The organism is Caulobacter radicis (genome assembly GCF_003094615.1).
GTDB lineage: Bacteria > Pseudomonadota > Alphaproteobacteria > Caulobacterales > Caulobacteraceae > Caulobacter > Caulobacter radicis.
The window spans coordinates 431,303-454,065 of record NZ_QDKO01000009.1 but is presented as its reverse complement, the minus strand read 5'-3'; the positions used below and the strand labels follow the sequence as shown (position 1 = coordinate 454,065).

Genomic DNA, 22,763 nt, shown 5'->3' with positions numbered 1-22,763 from the left:
CCCGGACGATTTCACCGCTCGGAGAGCCTCATGCCGGACAGGCGAACCGTTTCGGCCCTCGGCCTCGGCGCCCTGTGCTGGAACCTGCTGCCGGGCCTGGCGAGCGCATCGAGCGGCCCGACATCCTCAAGGGAGAAAGCCATGATCCTCAAGCGCGCGGGCAGCCAGCCGTCGCAGAAGGGCTCCGCCGACTGGTTCACCGGCCAGGTGCGCCTCGACCCGCTGCACACCGCCCAGGCCCCGGCCCGTGTCTCGGCGGCCAGCGTCACCTTCGAGCCCGGCGCCCGCACGGCCTGGCACACCCACCCGCTGGGCCAGATCCTGGTGGTCACCGCCGGCTGCGGCTGGACCCAATGCGAGGGTGAGGACATCGTCGAGATCCGCGCCGGCGACGTCGTCGTCTGCCCGCCCGGCCACCGCCACTGGCACGGCGCCACGCCGACCACCTCGATGACACACATCGCCATCCAGGAGGCGCTGAACGGCTCGCCCGTGACCTGGATGGAGCATGTCACCGACGCCCAGTACCTGACCGGCCCGCCCAAGACCTGACGACGGGCGGGGCCTAACCGCCCGCCCGATCCCGCTCCAGCGCCTCGGCCATGCGCACCAGTTCGGCGAAGGATCCCGCGCGCATCTTCTTCATCAGGCTGCCGCGGTGCAGCTTGACGGTGATCTCCTGCAGGCCCAGCTCGCCGGCCACCTGCTTGTTGAGCAGGCCGGCGGTGACCAGGGTCATGACCTGCTGCTCGCGCGGGGTCAGGCCGTCGAAGCGGGCCTTCACCTGCGCGACGTCGCGGGCCAGCGCGCGGCGCTTTCCGTCCTTGGCGAGGGCGGCGGTCACCGCGTCGATCATGTCCTGGTCGCGGAAGGGCTTGGCGAGAAAGTCGACCGCCCCGGCCTTCATCGCCCGCACCGTCATCGGCACGTCGGCATGGCCGGTCATCACGATCACCGGGGCCCGCACGCCACGCGCGGCCAGGGTCTCCTGCAGGTCGAGGCCGCTCATCTTGGGCATGCGCACGTCCACCAGGATGCAGCACGGGGTGTCGGGCAGGGCCGCGTCGAGCAGCTCTCCGGCCGAGCCGTAGAGCGCCGTGCGCAGGCCCACCGACCGGAACAGCTTGTCCATCGAGCCGCGGAACATCTCGTTGTCGTCGACGATAAGCACGGTCTGCACCGCCTCGTCGTTCCTGCTCTCGGCCTTGCCCGGCATACCCACTCCCCCTTCCACCAGCGACGCGCCCCCCGCGCTTCACGTCTCGTCGAGCATCCGCCTCAGGGTCGCCTCGATCCGGTCGGGCGCACAGGGCTTTTCGAGAAAATCCCGCGCCCCGGCGCCCATCGCCTGGTCGCGCATGTCCGGAAAGGCGGTGACCACCACCACCGGCAGGTCCGGGTGGCTGGCCTGCAGGCGGCGCAGCAGGTCCAGGCCCGAGATCTCCGGCATGTGGATGTCGGTGACCACGCAGCCCCAGGCCTCCGGGCCCGAGGCCAGGAAGCTGGCCGCCGAGCCGAAGACGCCGACCTCCAGCCCGAACGAGCGGATCAGTCGCGCGAGGCCCGAGCGGACAAGGGCGTCGTCGTCGATGACGGCGATGGCGCGCCGGCGGGACATGGCGTTTCTCTAAGCACGCCCGGTACATGGACGCTGACGGGGACTGGATTAGACCACCGCCCCCGCGCCCGACACCCATACGCTGGTTTATCCCCCGGTCGCCGGCCCGTTCTCGCGGCGCATGACCACCACCACCTCCACCCCGCCCGGACGCCTGGCCAGGGCGTCGCGCAGCATGGCCAGCAGGGTCTCGGGCGAGACGTGCAGGTCGACGATCCGCGCGGTGTCCTCGTAGATCAGGTGAAAGTGCGGCTCGGGCTGCGTGTCGAACACCGGCTCGGCCGTGGTGGTCGGCAGCCGTCCCAGGAGGCCGTGGTCGGCGAAGGCCTCGACCTGGCGGGCGATCTCGGCCGGCGGCATGGCCAGGCCCGCCTCGGCCGCCAGCTCGGCGATCTCGGGCGCGGTCAGGTGCGTCTCCTCGGAGGCGCGCAGCAGCGCCAGCAGGCGCGAGGTCGGGCCGCGGCAAGGCAGGCCCGCGCGACGCAGCTCGTCCTGCAGGACGGCGTCCACGGCATGGGGCATCGACAGGCGTCCTCCCGGGGGCGAAGGACGGTCACGATCGTTTGCGCGTCGCGACCTCTTCCTCGCGTCCGTATCGCGGCGAGCTTGGCGCAACGGGCCGTGGAAAAGAAGTTTCAAAGATCAATGATCGCGATAGGCTCCAACTATCGAGAACCGGGAACCGGCGGCATGAACCTGCGCGATCTCCGCTATCTGCTGGCCGTGGCCGAGCACGAGCACTTCGGCCGCGCCGCCCGGGCCTGCGGCGTCAGCCAGCCCACCCTGTCGGTGCAGATCCGCAAGCTGGAAGACCTGCTGGGCGTCGTGCTCTTCGAGCGCGGCGGCAAGACCGCCACCCCGACCGCCGCCTGCCGACAGCTGCTCGACCACGCCCGTGCGGCGGTGACGGCGGCCGAGGCCGTGCTGGCCACCGCCCGCAGCCTGCGCGACCCGCTGGCCGGCCGCTTCCGCCTGGGCGTCATCCCCACGCTCGCGCCTTACCTGCTGCCGCTGGTGTTCGGCCCGCTGCGCGAGGCCCTGCCCGCGCTGGAGCTGGAGCCGTGGGAAGACCAGACCGCCGCCCTGCTCGAACGCCTGCGCGCCCACGAGCTGGACGCCGTGCTGCTGGCCACCGACGAGACCGCGCCCGACCTGATGGGCGCGCCGCTGTTCGCCGAGCCGTTCCTGGCCGCCCTGCCGCCCGACCATCCGCTGGCCGCCCGCGAGGCGGTGGCCGAGACCGACCTGGCCCGCGACATCCTCGTCCTGTCGGACGGCCACTGCCTGCGCGACCAGGCGCTGGAGGCCTGCGGCCAGACCACGGCCCTGGGCGCCTCGCTGCGCGCCTCCAGCCTGACCACCCTGCTCAACATGGTCGCCGCCGGCTATGGCACCACCTTGATCCCGGGCCTGGCGGCCGGCGCGGCCCAGGACGCCGGCATCGTGCTGCGGCCGCTTTCCACCTGGACGGGCCGCACCATCCGCATCGTCTGGCGCGCCCAGTTCCCCCAGCGTCCCGCCGCCGAGGCCGTGGGCGAGGTCATCGCCCGCCGCCTGCGGGGATATACCGAGAGCACCGCCGCCGACGCGGCCTGAAGATCGGCCGACGGCGGACGAAGCGATCGCGGAGGGTTGGCCGCGTCTATCGAAGCGATAGGAACAATCAATTGTACCAATGGCGGCAAGGGCGCGTTGACTAGGCCCGACGGGGGAAATGGCGAACGCAACAAGCCAACCGGAGGAAGCCGACAATGGATGGGAACGTCGATCCTAAAGCGCAGGGCCAGTGCCCGGTCGGCCATGGCCGCGGACGAGCGAACCGCGACTGGTGGCCCCAGCACCTCAGCCTCGAAAGCCTGAACCAGCACAATCCACGCTCCAATCCGCTCGGCGCGTCCTTCGACTACGCGCAGGCCTTCCACAGCCTCGACCTCAACGCGGTGATCGCCGACCTGCACGCGCTGATGACCGACAGCCAGGACTGGTGGCCCGCCGACTTCGGCCACTATGGCGGCCTGTTCATCCGCCTGGCCTGGCACAGCGCCGGCACCTATCGCACCAGCGACGGCCGCGGCGGCGCCGGCGGCGGCCAGCAGCGCTTCGCCCCGCTCAACAGCTGGCCCGACAACGCCAATCTCGACAAGGCCCGCCGCCTGCTCTGGCCGATCAAGCAGAAGTACGGCGCCAAGCTCTCGTGGGCCGACCTCTACGTGCTGGTCGGCAACGTCGCCCTGGAGTCCATGGGCTTCAAGACCTTCGGCTTCGGCGGCGGCCGCGCCGACCAGTGGGAGCCCGAGGAGCTCTACTGGGGTCCTGAAGGCAGCTGGCTCGGCGACGAGCGCTACAGCGGCGAGCGCCAGCTGCATCCGTCCCTGGGCGCGGTGCAGATGGGCCTGATCTACGTCAATCCCGAAGGCCCCAACGGCAATCCCGACCCGAAGGCCGCCGCGCGCGACATCCGCGACACCTTCGCCCGCATGGCCATGAACGACGAGGAGACCGTCGCCCTGATCGCCGGCGGCCACAGCTTCGGCAAGACCCACGGCGCGGGCGACCCGTCCTTCGTCGGCGTCGAGCCCGAGGGCGGCGAGATCGAAGCGCAAGGCCTGGGCTGGTCCAGCAAGCACGGCACCGGGATCGGCGCCGACGCCATCACCGGCGGGCCGGAAGTGATCTGGACCCAGACCCCGACCAAGTGGAGCAACCTCTTCTTCGAGAACCTCTTCAAGTTCGAGTGGGAGCTGCACGAAAGCCCCGCCGGCGCCAAGCAGTGGCGGGCCAAGGACGCCCCGGCCGACATCCCCGACGCCTATGACGCGTCCAAGACGCACGTGCCGCGGATGCTGACCACCGACCTCGCGCTGCGCTTCGACCCCGAATACGAGAAGATCTCGCGCCGTTTCCTGGAGAACCCCGACCAGTTCGCCGACGCCTTCGCCCGCGCCTGGTTCAAGCTCACCCACCGCGACATGGGTCCCAAGCAGCGCTACCTGGGTCCGCTCGTGCCGGAAGAAACCCTGATCTGGCAGGACCCGATCCCGGACGTCGACCACCCGCTGGTCGACGGCGCCGACGTCGCCGAGCTCAAGCGCCAGATCCTGGCCTCGGGCCTGTCGATCTCCGAGCTGGTCTCGGTCGCCTGGGCCTCGGCCTCGACCTACAGAGGCTCCGACAAGCGCGGCGGGGCCAACGGCGCCCGCATCCGCCTGGCCCCGCAGAAGGACTGGGAGGTCAACGACCCGCCCACCCTGGCCAAGGTCCTCGGCGTACTGGAAGGCATCAAGGCCAAGTTCGACGCCGGCGCTGACGGCGGCAAGAAGATCTCGCTGGCCGACCTGATCGTGCTGGGCGGCGCCACGGCCGTCGAGGAAGGCGCCAAGGCCGCCGGCTCGCGGATCAGCGTGCCCTTCGTCCCCGGCCGCGCCGACGCCTCGGCCGAACAGACCGACGCCGACAGCTTCGACCCGCTGGAGCCGCTGTCCGACGGCTTCCGCAACTATCGCCGCGAGGGGACCCAGTTCATGGCCCCCGAAGAGGCCCTGGTCGACCGCGCCCAACTTCTGCGGCTGTCCGCGCCCGAGATGACCGTCCTGGTCGGCGGCCTGCGGGTGCTCGGCGCCAACGCCGGCGGCTCCAAGGCCGGGGTGTTCACCGAGCATCCGGGCGTGCTGAGCACCGACTTCTTCGTCAACCTGCTCGACATGGGCACGACCTGGAACCCGACGGCGGTCAACGCCTTCGCCGGCGCCCCCCGGGCCGGCGGCGATCCCCGCTGGACCGCCACCCGCGTCGACCTGATCTTCGGCTCCCACGCCGAACTTCGGGCCCTGGCCGAGGTCTACGGCTCGGCCGACGCCCAGGACAAGTTCGTCACCGACTTCGTGGCGGCCTGGAACAAGGTCATGAACGCCGACCGGCTGGACGTGAACTAGAAGACGGCAAGGCCCCTCCCTTCAGCCGCCGGCGCTTCCGCGTCGGCGGCTTTTGTCTTTGCGGTCCTCGGCGTCGTCGTCTTCGCCGACCTTCTCCTCGACCGCGGCCGAGAAGCGCTGGTAGGCGCCCAGCCCCACCAAGACCAGCACCGAGGCGGCCAGCAGCATGGTCGGATAGACAAGCTGGGAGACATCGCCGCGCGCGGTCTTGAACACCACCACCAGCGCCTCGAGGAACAGGGCGATGACGATGGTCGACAGGAACTTGGTCAGGCTGCGCCGGGCCTCGGCGGCGCTGCGCCTTTCGCTGTCGCGCCGCACCTCGTCCTCGAACAGGTACTTGGCCACGTCGAACACGGCGATCGCCACGATGATGTAGCCCAGCACGTCCAGCACCGCCTCGGCGCCCGACTGCTCGGGATTGCGCAGGCCGGCGATCGCCTCGTTGACCCCCAGGGCCACCAGGCTCATGGCCGCCAGCATCAGCAGCAGGCTGGCGCCGGCGAAGACGGCGCGGGTCACATATGTCACGGCGGGCTCCCGGGGGCCCGGCCCAAGCGGAGCCGGTCGCGGGGCATCAACGTCCGCCGCCCCGCTCCGGTTCTCCACGCACGCCAGACAGATCGACACTCGGAAGTATCGGCCTTTTTCACCGAGCCTCCCCGCGAAGGCGGGGATCCAAGCTGCCTTTCAGGAGTCGGCGCGGCGGTGAAACCACCGCAGACTCCGCTTGGGTCCCCGCCTTCGCGGGGAAGGACGGGTTTGAGTAGAGCGGCCGGGTGACCGTCGATCGCCTTCCCTAGAAGTCGAAGCCGATCGTGGCGAAGATCTGCCGCGGCGCCGACGAGTGGAACACCAGGATCGAGCCCGCCGCGTCGTCGGGCGCGAACACGCTGCTGTCGAAGTTCGAGGCGTAGCGCTTGTCGGTCAGGTTGGTGACGTTCAGCGAGGCCTTGGCCCCCTTCATGAAGCCGACCTCGCCGAAGGCGTAGCTGACGCCCAGGTCGAAGGTCGTGTAGCCGCCGAAGCTCTGGTCGTTGGTGTAGGTGTAGTAGCGGCGACCGGTGTACTTGCCCTGCAGCGAGGCCGAGAACGGTCCGCGCTTGAGGCTGACCACGCTGGCGAACATCTCTTTCGGCGTATCGACCTGCTGCTTGCCGGCCGTCTTCTTGACCACGCAGGTGGTCGTGCACCAATTCAGGTCCTCGTCATAGGTCGACTTGTTGTACGAGGCCGAGTTGTACCAGTTCAGCCACGACAGCGGCTTCCACAGCACGCCCAACTCGGCGCCCTTGCTGGTGACGCTGCCGGCGTTGTGGAAGGAGTTGCCGCAGCCGGGATTCTGCTGCTGGTTGGTCGGGCAGGGATTGTATTGCAGCAGGCGGTTGTCGAAATCGACCTCGTAGGCCGACACCGACAGCTGCACCTTCTCGCCCACATAACGATAGCCGGCGTCGAAGCTCTTGGAGGTCTCGGGCTCGAGGTACTTGCCCTGGGCGTCCCAGACAGCTTGGCTGACCGACTGCGGACCCAGTTTGAAGCCGCCCTGGAACATGGCCATGTTCTCGGCGTAGCTGGCGAACACCTCGTGGCCCGGGGCGATGCGCCAGCGCGCGCCGGCCTCCGGCAGGAAGCTGTCCGACGCCTTCAGCGAGCCGCTGGCGAACTGGGTCGAGGCCGCGGCCGGAGCCTTGGCGATGCCCGGCAGGGCAGTGGCGGTCGACTTGGCGCTGGTGCTCTTGAAGCCGAAGTCGATGCTCAGCGCGTCGTCCAGCAGGGTGATGGTGTCCTGCACGTAGAACTGCTGGGTCGTCCAGTCGGTCTTCTGCACCCACTGGGCGGTGTCGGGACGGCCCTTCAGGTACTGGGCCAGGCTGAACGGACCGGTGACGTTGGTCCAGATGTAGCGGGCGGCGCTGCTGGTGTTCTGCTCCAGCCACAGGCCGGCCTGCAGGTGGTTGAAGCCGTGGGTCCAGGCCACGCTGGCGATCACGCCGTCACGGTCGATGGTGTAGCGCGTGTCGCGGATCTGCACCGGCAGGTCGTCGGCCGTCGACGCCGTGCCCTGGTTCGACAGGCCGGTGATGAAGTTGTTCCCCGCCCCCTTGTTCTCGTGCTTGTAGACTTGGCCGTGGACCTTGAGGCTGTCGGTGACGTCGAAGTCGGCCGCGATGTAGAACAGGTCGTCGTTGCGCAGGATCTGGCCGTTGGTGAAGGTCACGTCGGACAGCTTTTCCGGCGCCGTCGAGGTCACGCACTTGGAGGCCAGCGAGGCCACCGAGCAGGCCGCGCGGGCGACATAGGCGTCCCAGTTGGGCGCATAGCCGCCCCAGTCCCAACCCAGGCGGTTCAACATGTCCTTCGACAGATAGGCGTCGTCGGCCTGGTTGGTGCGCGAGATGTCGGCGAAGGCCGTGACCTGGCCGCGCTCGCCCTTGTAGGTCAGCTTGCCGTTGAACTGCTTGCCGGTCGACTTGTTGTAGACCGGCTGGTTCACGAACAGGTCCTGCTCGCTGTATTGGCCCGACAGATAGGCCGACCAGCCGTTGTGCTCGCCGGTGTCGAAGCGGGCGAAGGTGCGCAGGGTGTCCTCGCTGCCGAAGCTCTGGCTGATCGACAGGCCCATGGCCTTCTTCGGATCGCTGGAGCTGTAGATCAGCGCGCCGCCGAGATTGCTGGTCGACGGGATCGACAGGCCGGCGATGCCGGTCGCCAGGTCGGCCCGGCCCAGGTTCTCGGAGATCAGCGCCCGGCTGATCGTCAGGCCGTTGTAGTTGTTGTAGGCGCCGTCGCCCAGCGGCATGCCGTCCAGCGTGTAGCCCAGGTGGGTGGTGTTGAAGCCGCGCACCTGCAACGAAAGCGACTGCTCGTTGACGCCCAGGGCGTCGATCGACTGGGCCATCACGCCGGGCAGGAAGTTCAGCGCCTTCTGCACGCTCGTGCCTGGCGGCAGCACTTCCAGGCTGGCCGGAGTCAGGGTCGAGACCGAACGGGTCTGGCCGCTGCCGACCACGACGACGCCCTCGACCTCGCCGCCATCCGCCGTAGCGACCGGCGCATCGGCGGCGGGGACGTCGGCCGCCTGGGCCTGGCTCGCGAGCATGAGGCAGGCGGCGATCGCCGCGGCGCTGGCGGTCCTGAGCAGCATTCGGATATCCCCCGATATCGGAAGCGCCGCGAGGTACTGTTCTCGACGGCGCCGGTTGTTTTCAGCGCCGCGTCTATTTCACAGGTTGATGACACTTTTTCCGCAACAGCATCGACTGCGCGGTGGACAACGCTCGCGCCGCGAAAACCCGGCGATCCGGCCCGACAACTGTGCGAACGCGGCCACACCGACCGCCACCAACGAAAAGGGGGAGCGCCCTCTCGGACGCTCCCCCTCTGCCTCGGCCTTGCGGAAAGGCGCGACGCTTACTTTCCGGCCTTGGTCGCGGCGACGTAGTCGTCGACCACGCGGTCCAGCACCGTCAGCGGGGTCATGCCCGACAGCAGGCCCGCGTCGTGGAACTTCTTGATGTCGAACTTCTTGCCCAGGGCCTTCTTGGCGCGCTCGCGGGCGCGCAGCCAGGTGATCTTGCCCAGCATGTACGAGCAGGCCTGGCCCGGCCACACGACGTAGCGTTCGATCTCGGTGATCGTGCCGCTTTCCTCGTCGCCCATGGTCTCGGCCATGTACTTGACGGCCTGTTCGCGGGTCCACTTCTTGTAGTGCATGCCGCTGTCGACCACCAGGCGCACGGCGCGAAACAGGGCGTCGTGCAGCATGCCGATGTGGCCGCGCGGGTCGCCCTTGTAGATGCCCATCTCGACGGCCAGCTCTTCGGAATAGAGCGCCCAGCCCTCGGCGTAGCCCGAGAAGCCGATGACCTTGCGGATCAGCGGCAGGCCCTGGGCTTCGTTCGACAGCGACAGCTGCAGGTGGTGGCCCGGGACGCCCTCGTGCACCGTAAGCGTGGTCAGGGTGTACTTGGCCTGCTCGGCCGTATCACGCAGGTTGATCCAGTAGATCCCCGGGCGCTTGCCGTCGAGCGAGGGCGAGTTGTAGTAGCCGCCCGGCGCGCCGGCCTCGATGGCCTTGGGCACGCGGCGAATTTCCAGCGGCGCCTTGGGCAGCTGGCCGAAATAGGCCGGCAGCTGCTTTTCGATCCACTTGGCCTTGGTGTTCAGGTCAGCGATCAGCTGTTCCTTGGCCGGGTCGGTGTTCTCGTAGATGTCCTTGCCCAGCTCGGCCATGCGCTCGCCGACCGTGCCCTTGCTCATGCCGATCGACTTGAACAGCTTGTCGGCTTCGGCCGAGATCGACTTCACCAGGTCCAGGCCCAGTTGGTGGATCTCTTCGGGACCCATGGTCGAGGTCGTGTAGTTCTTCAGCGACACGGCGTAGTAGTCGCCGCCGTCCTTCAGGCGCCACACGCCGGCGTCGTGGTTGGCCTTCGGGCGCACGCTCTCCAGCAGCGCGATCTGGCGCTTGAGGGCCGGCAGCACCGAGTTCTCGTAGACCTTGCTGGCTTCGGCGGCCCAGTCGCCGGCGATGTTCTTTTCCTTGGTCCGGCGGGCGATCGACTTGACCAGGGTGGTCTCGGCCGTCGGGGTGTCGGCGAAGGCCTTCATCTGGATGAGGGCCTTGTCGATGACGAAGTCGGGCGGGATCACGCCGTCGGCGTAGTCGCGCTTGGCGATCAGGGTCTCCTGATCCATCAGGCGGGCGAAGCCTTCCATGCGTTGCAGGTAGGCGTCGGCGTCGGCCTTGGTCTCGATGCTGTGCTGGGTGTCGAGGAAGTCGGGCATCTGCTGGTAGCTGCCCGTCAGCTGGCTCAGCACGTAGGGCGCGCCCGAACCGCCGCCGGCATAGGTGAACTTGCGGTTGCCCTCGTCCTGCACCGCCAGGGTGAACTCGACGGTGTCGTAGTTGACGGCGTCCATGCCGGTCAGCTGCTTGCGGTCGATGCCGCGCAGCTCGGCCAGCTGGGCGGTCGTCTGGGCGGCGCCCGCGGCGATCGCCTCGAACGAGCGGTCGCTCAACAGGCCCTTGGTCCAGGCCAGGTCGTCCTTGTCGAGGCCCAGGCTCGTGGTCAGCTCCGGCGCCTGGCGCATCAGCTTGGCCATGGCGGCGTCGAAGAACGCGTTCATCTTGGCGGCTTCGCCAGAGGCCGAGGCGGCGGCCGGCTGGGCGAAGCCCAGCGACGGGGCGGCGGCGGCGGCCAGGCCCGCGGCCACGGTCGACAGCAGGAGTTCGCGGCGGTTTTGCAAGAGAAAGTCCCCTTCCCTCGAGCCCTCCCCCTCCGGTCGGGCCCTGACATGAATTCCGGCGCGTTGGTCCGCGCCGGAAAGGCTGGGGCGAAGGCGTAAATGCCCCTGGCGGGCGGGGCAACTGGGGACGGATTAATTCCGTGTCATTCGACCGTGGAAAAATCCGCCCCGCTTGTATCGCCCCCCAATAGGCGCCCCTTAGCGGGCGCCCTTGTACAAGCGCCAGGCGGCCGCGCCGATCTGGCAGGCGAAGGTGATCCCGGCGACCAGCATCGCCACGTGGAAGCCCATGCCGATCACCTGCTCCAGGCGGGTCGTATCGGCGCCCGAAGCGGTCACCGGCTCCAGGGTGAACAGCGGCAGCGACTTCCACATCACGGTGGTCAGGGCCATGCCGCCCGCGCCCACGGCCAGCTCGAAGGCGGCCCGCAGCCGGACCCGGCCCGGCTGGACCAGCGTGACCAGCGCCAAGACCAGCTGCACCGCCGACCAGGCCAGGATCGGCCAGAACAGGGTCTGCCAGACCGCCGACGGCTTCAGCACCACGGCGCCCTTCACGGTCAGGTCGCCCAGGTCCACCTTCCACAGGCCCGTCCACCACAGGATGAACAGCGCCACCACGACCATCTCGAACACCGCGTTGAAGCGCGTTTCGAACAGCCCCTTCTTCTTGCTCGACACCGGCAGGTCGCTGACCTTCCACTCGGTCAGGCCCGTCAGCGGCACCCAGCCGCGCTCGATGCCGGCCGCCACCAGGGTGACCAGGCCCGCCAGCATCAGGGCCGAGCTCGGGAATTGGTCGAAGGCGGCGTTGGCCAGCAGCCGGGCGGGATTGCCGGCGCCCAGGACGATGGCGGCCACCGCCGGGATCACCGAGATCGCCGCCGCGACCGCCAGGGCGATCTTCAGGGCGAACACGTAGAACGGATAGAGCGTCGGGCCGATCAGGCTCTGCTGGGGGCCGTAGCGCCCGGCCACGGCCAGCGGATGGCCGAAGTCCTTGAGCACGGCCTCGCGCTCCTTGTCGGTCAGGGGGCGGCCCAGGGCCTCCTCCTTCTCCTCGATGCGGTTGAGCAGCAGGTCGCGCAGTTCGGCGACGATGTCCTCGCGCTGGGCCTTGGGCAGCAGGGCGGCGACGGCGGCGAGATAGCGGTCGAGCAGGTCCATGATCCAGTCCCCTCAGATCAGATTTTGCAGGGTGTCGTTGATGGCGCGCCACTCGGCGGCCAGGCGTTCGAGGACGGCCTCGCCCTCGGTGGAGAGGCGGTAGAAGCGCTTCTTGCGCTTCTCCTCCTCGCGCCATTCGGAAGTCAGCAGGCCTTGGCCCTCGAGCCGGCGCAGCATCGGGTAGAGCGCGCCTTCGTCGATCTCCAGGCCCACCTCAGCCAGGGCCTGGCGCAGGCTGTAGCCGTAGCGCTCGACCTTCAGCTGGGCGAGCACGGCCAGGATCAGCGTCCCGCGACGCAGCTCCTGGCGGAGGGATTCGAAGATGTCCGTGTCTGTCGGCATTGGCGTGACCGGTTTGGTGTGCGTCACATGGTGTGCAGCACATAGTGTGCGATACACACTGTGTGTCACACAGTAGATGCGAGGGTCAACCGCCGTTCTCTGAATTGTTCGTAATGCGAAAAGGGGCGCGGCCGCCGGCCACGCCCCCTTCCCATCCGCTCCGCCGGCGACGACGGCCTCAGTCGCGGGCGACCGGCGCCAGCCGCGCCTCCAGCCCGATGCGGCGGAACATCTCGGCGCGCACCCGGTCGGCGACGCCGTTGACCTCCTCGGCCCCGTCCCGCGACAGGCCGCGTCGCGCTCAGATGATCCCGCCGTTGGCGCGCAGGGTCTGGCCGTTGATCCAGGCCCCGTCGGGACCGGCCAGGAACGACACCACCGCGGCGATGTCCTCGGGCGTTCCCAGCCGCTCCAGCGGCGCGGCCTTGGCCAGGCGCTCGACCAGCTCGTCCGTCTTGCCGTCGAGGAACAGCGGCGTGGCCGTCGGCCCCGGCGCCACGGCGTTGACGGTGATGCCGCGGCCGCGCAGCTCCTTGGCCAGCACGCCGGTCAGGGCCTCGACGCCCGCCTTGGCCGCCGCATAGGGGCCGTAGGACGGCTGCAGCAGACCCACCACGCTGGACGAGACGTTGACGATGCGCCCGCCCGCCGCCATCCGCCGCGCGGCCTCGCGCAGGGTGTTGAAGGTCCCCGTCAGGTTCACCGCGATCATCCGTGCGAACAGCGCGTCGTCGGCCTGCGCGAGGGTCGAAAGCTCCATGACGCCGGCGTTGTTGACCAGCACGTCGATCCCGCCGAAGGCCGCGTCGGCCGCGTCGAACATGTCCGCGACGGCCGTCGGGTCGGCGATGTCGGCCTGGCGCGCCACGGCGCGGCCGCCGGCCGCCTCGATGTCCGCGACCACGCCTTCCGCCGCCGCCGCCCGGCCCGCATAGTTGACGATGACGACAAAGCCGTCCGCCGCCAGCCGCCGCGCCATCGCCGCCCCGATGCCGCCCGAGGCGCCGGTCACCAGCGCCGCCCTGCCGTTGCCCCGAGCGTCGTTGCTCTTCGCCATGTCCTGGTCCTCCGGTCGACACCGCGCCGACGGACGGACCATGCGCCTTCGCGCCGATTGAATAATTCAGGCGATTAGGCCATCACTATTCGCATAGCCGAATAATGGAGGCCGCCCTGGACCGCTTCGAGGCCATGCGTCTCTTCGCCCGCGTCGTCGAGCGCCGCAGCTTCACCAAGGCCGCCGCCGACCTTTCCCTGCCCCGCTCCACCGCCACCGAGGCCGTGCAGCAGCTCGAGGCGAGGCTGGGCGTGCGGCTCCTGCAGCGCACCACCCGCAGCGTCACTCCCACCCTCGATGGCGAGGCCTATTATCGCCGCTGCCTGAAACTGCTCGATGAACTCGACGAGACCGAGAACGCCTTCCGCCGCGCCAGCCCGCGCGGCGAGCTGCGGGTCGATGTCCAGGGGGCCCTGGCCCGCCGCTTCCTGCTGCCCGGCCTGCCCGAATTCCTGGCGACCTATCCCGAGCTCCGCCTGCGCATGACCGAGGGCGACCGGCTGGTCGACCTGGTGGCCGAGGGCGTCGACTGCGTGCTGCGGCTGGGAACGCCCGCCGACAGCGCCCCCTCGAGCAGTGCGATGGCCGCCCGCCGCGTGGCCCTGCTGCCCGAGGTCACCTGCGCCGCCCCCGCCTATATCGGCCGTTACGGCGCGCCCCGGACCCCCGCCGACCTGCCCCGCCACCAGATGGTCGGCTTCGCCCGTCCCGACGGCGGCTGGCACCCGCTGGAAGTCACCGACGGCGCCGTCGTCCGCCAGGTCGCCGTCCCCGCCGCCGTCGTGGTCTCCAGCGCCGAAAGCTCCCTGGCCATGGGCCTCCTGGGCCTTGGCCTCATCCAGGTCCCCCGCTACCGCGCCGAGGAGCACCTGGCCTCCGGCGCCCTCGTCGAGGTGCTGACCGCCCACCCGCCGACCCCGACCCCCGTCCACCTCCTCTGGCCCCGCGACCGCCAACTCTCGGCGCGCTCGCGGGTGTTCATCGACTGGGCGGCGGCGCGGCTGGCGGGGGCGGGGTGATGGCTCATACCCCCATGCCCCACGCCCTCACCCGCTTCCTCGACGCCCAGGCCGCCGCCTACCCCGCCGCCCTCGCCGAGCTGCGGCGGGGCCGCAAGCAAACCCACTGGATGTGGTTCATCTTCCCGCAGGTCGAGGGCCTGGGGCATAGCCCGACCGCCCGGTTCTACGCCATCGCGGGGCTGGACGAGGCGCGGGCCTATCTGGCGCATCCGGTGCTGGGGCAACGGCTGCTGGAGTGCGTCGAGGCGATCCTGGCCCTGCCCGGCGACGACGCCCATGCGGTGTTCGGCTCGCCCGACGACGTGAAGCTGCGCTCCAGCCTCTCCCTGTTTTCCGCCGCCGCGCCGGAGGAGCCGCGCTTTCGCGCCGCCCTGGCCAAATACTTCGGTGGCCAGGACGATCCGCTGACCCTGGCCCGCCTGTGACATTCGACACACCGGCGCTTAAGGGAATCCCTGAAAATGTGACCGCCGGTTGTCGCGCTTCAGGGGATTTTCGCGTCATGTCCAAGCCCGTCCGTTCGCGCCTCTTCGCCGTCGGCCTCGCCGTCGCCACGCTGGCCGCCGCCCTGGCCGCCGCCATGGCGCCGCAGGCCGCCCAGGCCTTCGGCACCGTGCGCAAGCTGGGCCAGAACGCCGAGCACGAGCGGATCACCCGCCGGGCCCTGGAGCCGGCCGGCTTCGAGCGCCTGACCCTCAACCAGCTGGCCGGCACGAGCCTGATGGTCGGGGCCGGCAGCTTCGGCGCGGTCGGCGCGCCCGACCGGCCGTTCCGCGGCCTGATCAGCGTCACCGAGGCCCATTGCGACGACGGCGACTGGTTCGACGCGCGCGACTACGCCCAGAGCCGCGACAAGGCGAGCGACGCCCTGCGCGCCTGCCGCGCCCTGATGCACCGCAATCTCGACGAGGCCCTGCGCCGCGCCGGCGACCTGGTGGCCCCCGACCTGTCGCTGGGCCAGACCGCCATGGGCTCCAGCTGCAAGTTCGACGAGGATGACGGCGACACCCCCAAGTGCCGGGTGCTGGAATATTTCGGCCTGGCCCTGCACGCCGCCCAGGACTTCTACTCGCACACCAACTGGGTCGACGCGCCCCGCGCCAGCCCGACGGTCAAGAACCCGCAGGGCCTGAACCACGACGCCCCCGCCGAGTGGCTGGGCCCCGCCCGGCCGGCCGAGTTCCCCGTCGGCCTGATCAGCGGCTGCTACGGCTTTCCCGAATGGGCCAGCTGCGGCGGCCGCATCAAGCACGACTACCTGAACAAGGACACCGTCCACACCGGTCGCGGCGGCTACGAGAAGGCCATGGCCGTGGCCGCCGCCGACACCCGCCAGAAGTGGGACGAGTTCTCCGATCGCGTTCGCCGCCAGTACGGCGAGGCGCGGGGGAGCAAGATCCTCTGCGTGATCAAGGCCGACGATCCGCGCAAGGCCTGCGCTTGATCGCGGCGTTGCGGCGCGGCCGGGCGCGTGGTCTTAAGTGACGGGTGACCGGGGGCCGCGCATGATCGTGAAACTGCAACTCGCCGCCGTGGCCGCGGCGCTGTCGCTGGCGGCCGTTCCGGCCCCCGCCCCCGCCTTCGCCGCGCCGACCAGGGGTGCGCCCGACCTCGCCCGCGACGCCGATGCGGTGATCGCCCGGATGCTCGACCTGTCGAACCCGCAGGGCGCGCAGGCGAGCCAGCCGTGCCCCGCCGACCTGGCCGACCGGGTCGACGCCCTGATCGCCCGGCGCGGCTTCGACACCCTGGACGCCTTCCGCCGCGACGCGGTGCTGTACGCCGTCGTCGTCTGCCGGCCGTTCGACGACGCCCGCGCCGTGGCCGCCGCCCGCCGCCTCGATCGCGACGACACGCCCCCGCCGATCCTGGCCTCGGCCAACATGGTGCTGCTGGCCGACGCGGCCATGCGCAACGACGGCAAGGGCGAGCTGGCCGCTCTGCAGCGCGCCGCCAGCGCCGACGCCTCGCAGGTCACCGCCCTGCCGCCCGAGATGTACGGCCAGACGATCGAGGACCTGAAGGGCGACCCCGTCGCCCGCGCCCGGGCGCTGGACCTGCTGCGCGGCCTCGACTGGCCCACCGAGGACGGCCACGACCAGGTCGACAACGACTGGGCCCTGGTCCGCGCCGAGCTGGCCGCCGACGACGGCGACATGACCCGCGCCGGCGCCGTGCTCGACCGCGCCAGCAGCCCGCACGTGCTGCTGGCCGTCGCCCAGGACCGCCGCTTTTCGCCCCTCTGGGCGCAGATGGAAGCCGCCGGCCGCTTCGACTGGACCAAGGTGCTGCAAACCGCCCTCGTCCGCGTCGACGAGCAGTCGGCGCGCGAGCCGGCCAACCTCAAGCGCATCGCCCAGCGCATCGATCACCTGCGCGCCCTGGGCCGGCGCGAGGAGGCCATCGCCCTGGGCGCCGGCTATGTAGCCCGCCTGCAGGCCGGCGAAGCCTTCGACGACGTCGAGCTGTCGGGCCCGATGCTGGTCGCCATCCAGGCCGCGGCGCTGAGCGAGCTGGGCCGCTTCGACGAGGCCGACGCCCTGCTGGCCAAGCCCGTCGCCCAGGACAAGCTGACCCAGAACACCGCCCGCGCCGCCCTGCTGCTGGGCCTCGACCGCTCGGCCGAGGTGCTGAAGGTGGTCGACGCCGCCGACGCCTCGATCGCCTCGCCGTTCGGCCTGATGTGGCTGGAGGAGCTGCGCGCCTGCGCCCGCCACCAGCTGGGCGACGAGGCCGGCGCCCGCAAGGCGCTCGACAAGCTGCGCAAGGGCTGGCGCGACAACCCCTACGCCCTGTCCGGCGCCCTGCTGTGCCTGGGCCGCGACGACGAGGCCGCCCAGCTGATGATCCGCCGCCTGCGCGACCCGGCCCTGCGCGGCGACGCGCTGAAGGCCTTCCGCGACGGCCCGCCGCCGCCGGTGGTCACCCCGCGCGACGCCGAGCTCGACGCCCGCCGCAAGGCGATGGTCGCCCGGCCCGAGGTGGTGTCGGTGATGCGGGAGTACGGCCGCGCGATCACCGTGCCGCTCAGCGGCGACTACGCCGGCGGCTACTAGGACGGCATCCCGATGAGAGACATGAATCGCTTCACCGCCCGCGCGGCCCTGCTGGCCGCGGCCGGCCTGTCGTCGATCGCCCTGGCCTCGCCGGTCCTCGCCCAGACCGCGGGATCCCCGTCGCTGGCCGACCAGGCGCGGGGCCTCATCGAGACCGTGGCCGACCGGGGCGTGCGCGCCTGCGAGGTCTCGACGCTCGACCGCATCGCCGCCGTGACCGACGCCGCCGGCTTCGCGCAGCTGGACGCCCGCCAGCGCGAGACCCTGCTGCACGTCCGCATGAACTGCGCCCTGCGCGCCGGCGACCGCCCCGCCTCCACGGTCGCCGCCCGCCGCCTGACCGCCGCCGAGTTCCGGCCCGAGACGCGCGGCGAGGCCGCCTTCATGGTCGCCCTGGTCGACGGCGCCCAGCACGACGCCCGCTCGTTCGCCGACAACATGCGGATCGTGCTGGAGACCACGCCCGCCAAGGCCGTCGCCCTGCCGCCGCGGGTGTTCACCTGGGCGCTCGCCGACCTCGCCGGCGATCCCGCCGCCGCCTTCGTCACCGCCCTGCGCCGCGCCCCCTGGGCCACCGAGGACGCCCACCAGCTGGTCGACAACGACTGGGCCCTGCGCGAGGCCAAGGTCGCCGCCGACGCCGGCGACATGACCCTGGCCTCGGCCGCCCTGTCGCGCGCCACCGATCCCTACGTCATGATGACCGTCTACCAGGACCGCCGCTTCGAGCGGCTGTGGCCGGAGATGGAGGCCGCCGGCCGCTTCGACTGGCGCGCCCGCGAGGCCGCCCGCCTGGTCGGCGTCGACGAGCGCATCGCCCGCGAGCCCCGTCGCCTGGAGCTGGTGGTCGAGCGCATCCAGATCCTGCGCACCCTGCAGCGCTACGACGAGGCCCGCGCCGTCGGGGCCGACTATGTCGAGCGCATGAAGCGCAGGAAGGCCTTCGACGACCAGGACGAACAGAAGGCCTGGGTGCTGTACGCCTACGCCAGCGCGCTCGGCGACCTGGGCCAGACCGCCCCGGCCGAGACGGCCCTCGCCGACGGCGCTCGCGGGCCCGACAAGATCAGCCAGAACGTCAACCGCGCCGCCATGCTGCTGACCCTGAACCGCCCGGCCGAGGCCCTGGCGGCGCTCGACAGGATCCCGGCCGACTATGGTTCGCCCTACGGCCGCATGGTGACCGCCAGCAACAGGCTGTGCGCCCTGGCCCTGCTCGACCGGCGGCCGGAGGCCGAGGCCCAGTTGGCCAGGCTGCTGCCCGACTGGCGCGACGCGCCCGGCGCCGCCGTCGAGGGCCTGGCCTGCCTGCAGCGCGACGACGAGGCCGCCGCCCTGCTGGTCCGCTGGCTGGAGGACCCCGCCCTGCGCGACGGCGCGCTGGCCGGGTTCCGCACCGGCCGCCCCTCGCCCGGCGCCCAGGCCGTCGCCGCCAAGGCTCCGGCCTATCTCCGCCGCCAGTCCGAGCTGAAGCAGCGCCCCGAGGTCCAGGCCGCCCTGGCCAGGGTCGGTCGCCCCCTGGCCTACGACCTGGGCGGCGACTACGGCGGCTGAGCTGTCGCCACCTGCCGCCACCTGCTGACACCGGCTGTCAGCAGGCCCTCTGGCCTTCGCGCGCCCGCATGCCTAGATTTGGCCCATGCCCAGCAGCCAGAACCCCGGCGTCTCCGACGCCTCGACGCCCTTCGTCCTCGACGCGCAACTGGATGGCGCTCTCGAAGGCATGCCGATGCTGTGGACGCCCCACCGGCCGGCGCGTCCCGAGAAGTCGGAAGGCGGCAAGACCTTCAAGCTGGTGTCGTCCTACGAGCCGGCCGGCGACCAGCCGACCGCCATCAAGGAGCTGGTCGAGGGCGTCGAGAACGGCGACCAGGACCAGGTGCTGCTCGGCGTCACCGGCTCAGGCAAGACCTTCACCATGGCCAAGGTCATCGAGGCCACCCAGCGCCCGGCGCTGATCCTGGCCCCCAACAAGACCCTGGCCGCCCAGCTCTACAGCGAGATGAAGGCCTTCTTCCCCGAGAACGCGGTCGAGTACTTCGTCAGCTACTACGACTACTACCAGCCGGAAGCCTACGTCCCGCGCACCGACACCTTCATCGAGAAGGACAGCTCCATCAACGAGCAGATCGACCGCATGCGCCACTCGGCCACGCGGGCGATCCTCGAGCGCGACGACGTCATCGTCGTGGCCTCGGTGTCGTGCATCTACGGCATCGGCTCGGTCGAGACCTACACCGCCATGACCTTCACCCTGACGGTGGGCGACCGGGTCGACGAGAAGCAGCTGATGGCCGACCTGGTGGCCCAGCAGTACAAGCGCAACGACGCCGCCTTCGACCGCGGCACGTTCCGCCGCCGCGGCGACACCATCGAGATCTTCCCCGCCCACTACGAGGACCGCGCCTGGCGCGTCTCGATGTTCGGCGACGAGGTCGAGGCGATCAGCGAGTTCGACCCGCTGACCGGCAAGAAGACCGCCGACCTGGAGACCATCAAGGTCTACGCCAACAGCCACCACGTCACCCCGCGCCCCACCCTGCGCCAGGCGATCATCGAGATCCGCAAGGAGCTGAAGGAACGGCTGGAGTGGCTGAACGCCAACGGCAAGCTGCTCGAGGCCCAGCGCCTGGAGCAGCGCACCACCTTCGACCTGGAGATGATCGAGACCACCGGCTCCTGCGCCGGCATCGAGAACTACAGCCGTTACCTGTCGGGCCGCCGCACCGGCGAGCCGCCGCCGACCTTCTTCGAATACATCCCCGACAACGCCCTGCTGTTCACCGACGAGAGCCACCAGACGGTTCCGCAGATCGGCGCCATGTACAAGGGCGACCGCAACCGCAAATGGACCCTGGCCGAATACGGCTTCCGCCTACCGTCCGCCTTGGATAACAGGCCCCTCAAGTTCGAGGAGTGGGACGCCATGCGGCCCCAGTCGGTGCACGTCTCGGCCACGCCCGCCAACTGGGAGCTGGAGCGCGCCGGCGGCGTCTTCGCCGAGCAGGTCATCCGCCCCACCGGCCTGATCGACCCGCCGGTCGAGGTGCGCCCCGTGGCCAAGGACGGCGCCTCCCAGGTCGACGACGTCGTCGACGAGATCCGCCAGACCATCACCAAGGGCTACCGCACCCTGGTCACCGTCCTGACCAAGAAGATGGCCGAGGACCTGACCGAATATCTCAACGAACAGGGCATCCGCGTCCGCTACATGCACTCGGACGTTGATACTCTTGAGCGCATCGAGATCATCCGCGACCTGCGCCTGGGCCATTTCGACGTGCTGGTCGGCATCAACCTGCTGCGCGAGGGCCTCGACATCCCCGAATGCGGCCTGGTGGCCATCCTCGACGCCGACAAGGAAGGCTTCCTGCGCTCGGAGACCTCGCTGGTCCAGACCATCGGCCGCGCCGCCCGCAACGTCGACGGCAAGGTCATCCTCTACGCCGACCGCATCACCGGCAGCATGGAGCGGGCCATGGCCGAGACCACCCGCCGCCGCGACAAGCAGAACGCCTACAACCTCGAGCACGGCATCACGCCCGAGAGCGTCAAGCGCGACATCAAGGACATCCTGGCCAGCCCCTACGAGCGCGGCGACCGCGTCCTGGTGCCGATGGGCGTCGCCGACGCCTCGGGCGCCGAGAAGCCCTTCAGCGGCGACAACTTCAAGGCCGCCCTGCGCGACCTCGAAGCCAAGATGCGCGAAGCCGCCGCCAACCTCGAATTCGAAACCGCCGCCCGCCTCCGCGACGAGATCAAGCGCATGAAGCTGCTCGACCTGGAGTTCGCCAACGAGGCCCTGACGGGGGCCGGCGAGGCGGTGGACACGTCAGCGCCGAAGCGGGTGCGGGCCGAGCACCGGGCGGAGAAGGCGGAGGCGTTCAGGAAGGGGAGAAGGTAGGGGGATTTAATTAAATGCGGAGAGATTGCTCGATAGCCTGCATAGCTCGTCCTCCTTGCAGCAGAATTGGGCCGGTGCCACGACCACCCACCATCCGAACCATAGCGAGGGTGCCAGATAATCTGTCCAAATCATCTACATACTGTTCCGGGTTAGCAATAATCTGATGCAACCACCCCCTCAGACCATTTAATTTCTCTCGGCTAATAGCGGGACCATCTCGACCAAGAACGAGTCCCGTTACTTCCTTCTTGTCCCCCGCACCCATATACTGGGTTTTTTCATCGTTCAGCAAAAATTTCGGAAACAATTCTCTGGAAATAATACGGTGAAAGTCTTTCGGCACCCTACCAATGCTAGAAAAAGTCATGTCATCAGCATATCTAGAATATTTTAAATTGTATAGTTTACATATATTGGATATTTTTTCATCAAATTCCGAAAATACGATGTTTGATAAATTTGGACTAGTGGGAGCCCCCTGCGGTAAAAATCCCGCATAAGTCGTTAAGGCGGAAAGCCCCAAAGCCACCTGCTTAGAATATCCAATTTTCATAAAGCAGACGAGAACATCTTCCGACTTAATGGAAGGGAAAAAGTTCTTTATATCAACATTCATCATAGTAACTGCACCATGATGATACGCGGCATTATCGACATAACTAACGCCAGGAACAAATCCAAATACGTTATCTCTTTGCGGAAATTTAGAAAGAATTACGTCGTTTATCCACCACTGAACAACCTTCATGTATGTTCTGGGAGCGCTTATAACACGCGATCCGCCAGATTTTTTTCTTACTGAAAAGGTATTATATTTATACCTTGGCGACCTGATAAGAGTCCAAATCAACTCCGGAGATATACCAAGATAATAAGATATATCTTCAGCTTTATTTAATGCCGGCAAAGAAACCGAAGGGACCGGAAACTTGACATCCTCCAAAGAACACCCAGATCGAACAGACTCGCTGATAAAGTCTATGTATTTGGGGTTCGTGATGAGGTCGTAGGTGCGGGGCGACACGTTTTACCAACCAAATTAGTTGCTTAAGAGCACGCGGTTAGGCTTCTGTCGCGGTTTTGGCTGCGCCCGAAAGCGCGACAGAAGCCTAACCGCGAGCCCTTTACGCCCAACCAAGAAAACCTATGGCTGCTGCTTCAGCGGCCAATCGTGAGTGCCGCCCCGACGCTTCAAACTAGACGATCGCGTCTCTTTTAGCAAGTAGAGGCGACGCATATCGAGATCCAACCTCAAACCAGCAAGCGCAACGTAGCGCTCACCACGCCGCGTCAACAGGTAACGCCGCCCCGCATACAGCCATATATACTTTTGATCTATAAGCCTATCTAAATGAAGCCTCAGATCTTTCCTAGAGGGCCTATCCTCAGCAGAGTCCGGATCGAGACGA

The 22,763-nt window shown here is 68.9% G+C and carries 19 protein-coding genes; 9 read left to right on the top strand and 10 right to left on the bottom strand.

The genetic code is table 11. The features are described from left to right. Positions 1-141: 141 nt before the first annotated feature. Positions 142-552, top strand: a complete 411-nt coding sequence (locus tag DDF62_RS04390) for a (R)-mandelonitrile lyase (RefSeq protein WP_116487970.1) — start codon at positions 142-144, stop codon at positions 550-552. 13 nt (positions 553-565) lie between these two features. Here DDF62_RS04390 and DDF62_RS04385 read toward each other — a convergent pair whose 3' ends face one another. The 3 genes from DDF62_RS04385 to DDF62_RS04375 form a co-directional block, all read right to left on the bottom strand. Beyond that, complete coding sequence (locus DDF62_RS04385) at positions 566-1,216, bottom strand: response regulator transcription factor (RefSeq protein WP_116487969.1); 651 nt, start codon at positions 1,214-1,216, stop codon at positions 566-568. Between the two features lie 39 nt (positions 1,217-1,255). Further along, entirely contained in the window at positions 1,256-1,618 is a 363-nt protein-coding gene (locus DDF62_RS04380; RefSeq protein ID WP_116487968.1) for a response regulator transcription factor, read from the bottom strand. 87 nt (positions 1,619-1,705) lie between these two features. Then, positions 1,706-2,140 carry a transcriptional repressor gene (locus DDF62_RS04375; protein WP_116487967.1) on the bottom strand — a complete coding sequence of 145 codons (435 nt, stop codon included), beginning with the start codon at positions 2,138-2,140 and terminating at the stop codon, positions 1,706-1,708. 123 nt (positions 2,141-2,263) lie between these two features. Between DDF62_RS04375 and DDF62_RS04370 the strand changes: the two genes are divergently transcribed. Together DDF62_RS04370 and katG are read left to right on the top strand one after the other, a co-directional pair. Beyond that, positions 2,264-3,214: a LysR substrate-binding domain-containing protein gene (locus DDF62_RS04370; protein ID WP_244286697.1), complete on the top strand. Its 951-nt coding sequence runs from the start codon at positions 2,264-2,266 to the stop codon at positions 3,212-3,214. Between the two features lie 155 nt (positions 3,215-3,369). Further along, positions 3,370-5,550, top strand: a complete 2,181-nt coding sequence (gene katG / locus DDF62_RS04365) for a catalase/peroxidase HPI (protein WP_116487966.1) — start codon at positions 3,370-3,372, stop codon at positions 5,548-5,550. 21 nt (positions 5,551-5,571) lie between these two features. Here the strand turns inward: katG and DDF62_RS04360 are convergent, their stop codons facing one another. The 6 genes from DDF62_RS04360 to DDF62_RS04335 all read right to left on the bottom strand — a co-directional run bounded on the left by DDF62_RS04360 (position 5,572) and on the right by DDF62_RS04335 (position 13,369). Beyond that, entirely contained in the window at positions 5,572-6,081 is a 510-nt protein-coding gene (locus DDF62_RS04360) for a GNAT family acetyltransferase (protein WP_116487965.1), read from the bottom strand. 268 nt (positions 6,082-6,349) lie between these two features. Then, entirely contained in the window at positions 6,350-8,698 is a 2,349-nt protein-coding gene (locus DDF62_RS04355) for a TonB-dependent receptor (protein ID WP_116487964.1), read from the bottom strand. 266 nt (positions 8,699-8,964) lie between these two features. Beyond that, a complete protein-coding gene (locus DDF62_RS04350; protein ID WP_116487963.1) occupies positions 8,965-10,803 on the bottom strand; it encodes a DUF885 domain-containing protein in 1,839 nt (612 codons plus the stop codon). A 198-nt stretch (positions 10,804-11,001) separates the two neighbouring features. Continuing rightward, complete coding sequence (locus tag DDF62_RS04345) at positions 11,002-11,970, bottom strand: HAAS signaling domain-containing protein (protein WP_116487962.1); 969 nt, start codon at positions 11,968-11,970, stop codon at positions 11,002-11,004. A gap of 12 nt (positions 11,971-11,982) precedes the next feature. Beyond that, entirely contained in the window at positions 11,983-12,312 is a 330-nt protein-coding gene (locus DDF62_RS04340; protein WP_101718753.1) for a PadR family transcriptional regulator, read from the bottom strand. A 301-nt stretch (positions 12,313-12,613) separates the two neighbouring features. Beyond that, entirely contained in the window at positions 12,614-13,369 is a 756-nt protein-coding gene (locus DDF62_RS04335; RefSeq protein ID WP_116487961.1) for an SDR family oxidoreductase, read from the bottom strand. Positions 13,370-13,473: 104 nt separating this feature from the next. Here DDF62_RS04335 and DDF62_RS04330 point away from each other — a divergent pair, with 104 nt between their 5' ends. The 6 genes from DDF62_RS04330 (at position 13,474) to uvrB (ending at position 21,351) form a co-directional block, all read left to right on the top strand. After that, a complete protein-coding gene (locus tag DDF62_RS04330; RefSeq protein WP_244286696.1) occupies positions 13,474-14,388 on the top strand; it encodes a LysR family transcriptional regulator in 915 nt (304 codons plus the stop codon). Then, positions 14,388-14,816 carry a DUF1810 domain-containing protein gene (locus tag DDF62_RS04325; protein ID WP_208866822.1) on the top strand — a complete coding sequence of 143 codons (429 nt, stop codon included), beginning with the start codon at positions 14,388-14,390 and terminating at the stop codon, positions 14,814-14,816. The genes DDF62_RS04330 and DDF62_RS04325 overlap by 1 nt, the downstream gene beginning before the upstream one ends. A 77-nt stretch (positions 14,817-14,893) precedes the next feature. Next, positions 14,894-15,835: a hypothetical protein gene (locus DDF62_RS04320; RefSeq protein WP_116487959.1), complete on the top strand. Its 942-nt coding sequence runs from the start codon at positions 14,894-14,896 to the stop codon at positions 15,833-15,835. Between the two features lie 61 nt (positions 15,836-15,896). Continuing rightward, positions 15,897-17,447: a hypothetical protein gene (locus tag DDF62_RS04315; RefSeq protein ID WP_116487958.1), complete on the top strand. Its 1,551-nt coding sequence runs from the start codon at positions 15,897-15,899 to the stop codon at positions 17,445-17,447. A gap of 12 nt (positions 17,448-17,459) precedes the next feature. Beyond that, positions 17,460-19,001, top strand: a complete 1,542-nt coding sequence (locus DDF62_RS04310; protein WP_133244888.1) for a hypothetical protein — start codon at positions 17,460-17,462, stop codon at positions 18,999-19,001. 85 nt (positions 19,002-19,086) lie between these two features. Continuing rightward, positions 19,087-21,351, top strand: coding sequence for an excinuclease ABC subunit UvrB (uvrB, locus tag DDF62_RS04305; RefSeq protein ID WP_116487956.1), 2,265 nt, complete (start codon positions 19,087-19,089; stop codon positions 21,349-21,351). Between the two features lie 10 nt (positions 21,352-21,361). Here uvrB and DDF62_RS04300 read toward each other — a convergent pair whose 3' ends face one another. Next, positions 21,362-22,378 (bottom strand): retron St85 family RNA-directed DNA polymerase, encoded by a 1,017-nt coding sequence (locus DDF62_RS04300; protein ID WP_116487955.1) that lies wholly within the window; start codon positions 22,376-22,378, stop codon positions 21,362-21,364. Positions 22,379-22,763: the final 385 nt, after the last annotated feature.

Excerpts from the sequence above, each read along its gene's own strand:
- DDF62_RS04310 (WP_133244888.1), top strand. The coding sequence starts at position 17,460 with ATGAGAGACATGAATCGCTTCACCGCCCGCGCGGCCCTGCTGGCCGCG.
- DDF62_RS04340 (WP_101718753.1), bottom strand. The coding sequence starts at position 12,312 with ATGCCGACAGACACGGACATCTTCGAATCCCTCCGCCAGGAGCTGCGT.
- katG (WP_116487966.1), top strand. The coding sequence starts at position 3,370 with ATGGATGGGAACGTCGATCCTAAAGCGCAGGGCCAGTGCCCGGTCGGC.
- uvrB (WP_116487956.1), top strand. The coding sequence starts at position 19,087 with ATGCCCAGCAGCCAGAACCCCGGCGTCTCCGACGCCTCGACGCCCTTC.
- DDF62_RS04330 (WP_244286696.1), top strand. The coding sequence starts at position 13,474 with ATGGAGGCCGCCCTGGACCGCTTCGAGGCCATGCGTCTCTTCGCCCGC.
- DDF62_RS04315 (WP_116487958.1), top strand. The coding sequence starts at position 15,897 with ATGATCGTGAAACTGCAACTCGCCGCCGTGGCCGCGGCGCTGTCGCTG.
- DDF62_RS04385 (WP_116487969.1), bottom strand. The coding sequence starts at position 1,216 with ATGCCGGGCAAGGCCGAGAGCAGGAACGACGAGGCGGTGCAGACCGTG.
- DDF62_RS04355 (WP_116487964.1), bottom strand. The coding sequence starts at position 8,698 with ATGCTGCTCAGGACCGCCAGCGCCGCGGCGATCGCCGCCTGCCTCATG.
- DDF62_RS04345 (WP_116487962.1), bottom strand. The coding sequence starts at position 11,970 with ATGGACCTGCTCGACCGCTATCTCGCCGCCGTCGCCGCCCTGCTGCCC.
- DDF62_RS04375 (WP_116487967.1), bottom strand. The coding sequence starts at position 2,140 with ATGCCCCATGCCGTGGACGCCGTCCTGCAGGACGAGCTGCGTCGCGCG.
- DDF62_RS04370 (WP_244286697.1), top strand. The coding sequence starts at position 2,264 with ATGATCGCGATAGGCTCCAACTATCGAGAACCGGGAACCGGCGGCATG.
- DDF62_RS04380 (WP_116487968.1), bottom strand. The coding sequence starts at position 1,618 with ATGTCCCGCCGGCGCGCCATCGCCGTCATCGACGACGACGCCCTTGTC.
- DDF62_RS04320 (WP_116487959.1), top strand. The coding sequence starts at position 14,894 with ATGTCCAAGCCCGTCCGTTCGCGCCTCTTCGCCGTCGGCCTCGCCGTC.
- DDF62_RS04335 (WP_116487961.1), bottom strand. The coding sequence starts at position 13,369 with ATGGCGAAGAGCAACGACGCTCGGGGCAACGGCAGGGCGGCGCTGGTG.
- DDF62_RS04325 (WP_208866822.1), top strand. The coding sequence starts at position 14,388 with ATGGCTCATACCCCCATGCCCCACGCCCTCACCCGCTTCCTCGACGCC.
- DDF62_RS04390 (WP_116487970.1), top strand. The coding sequence starts at position 142 with ATGATCCTCAAGCGCGCGGGCAGCCAGCCGTCGCAGAAGGGCTCCGCC.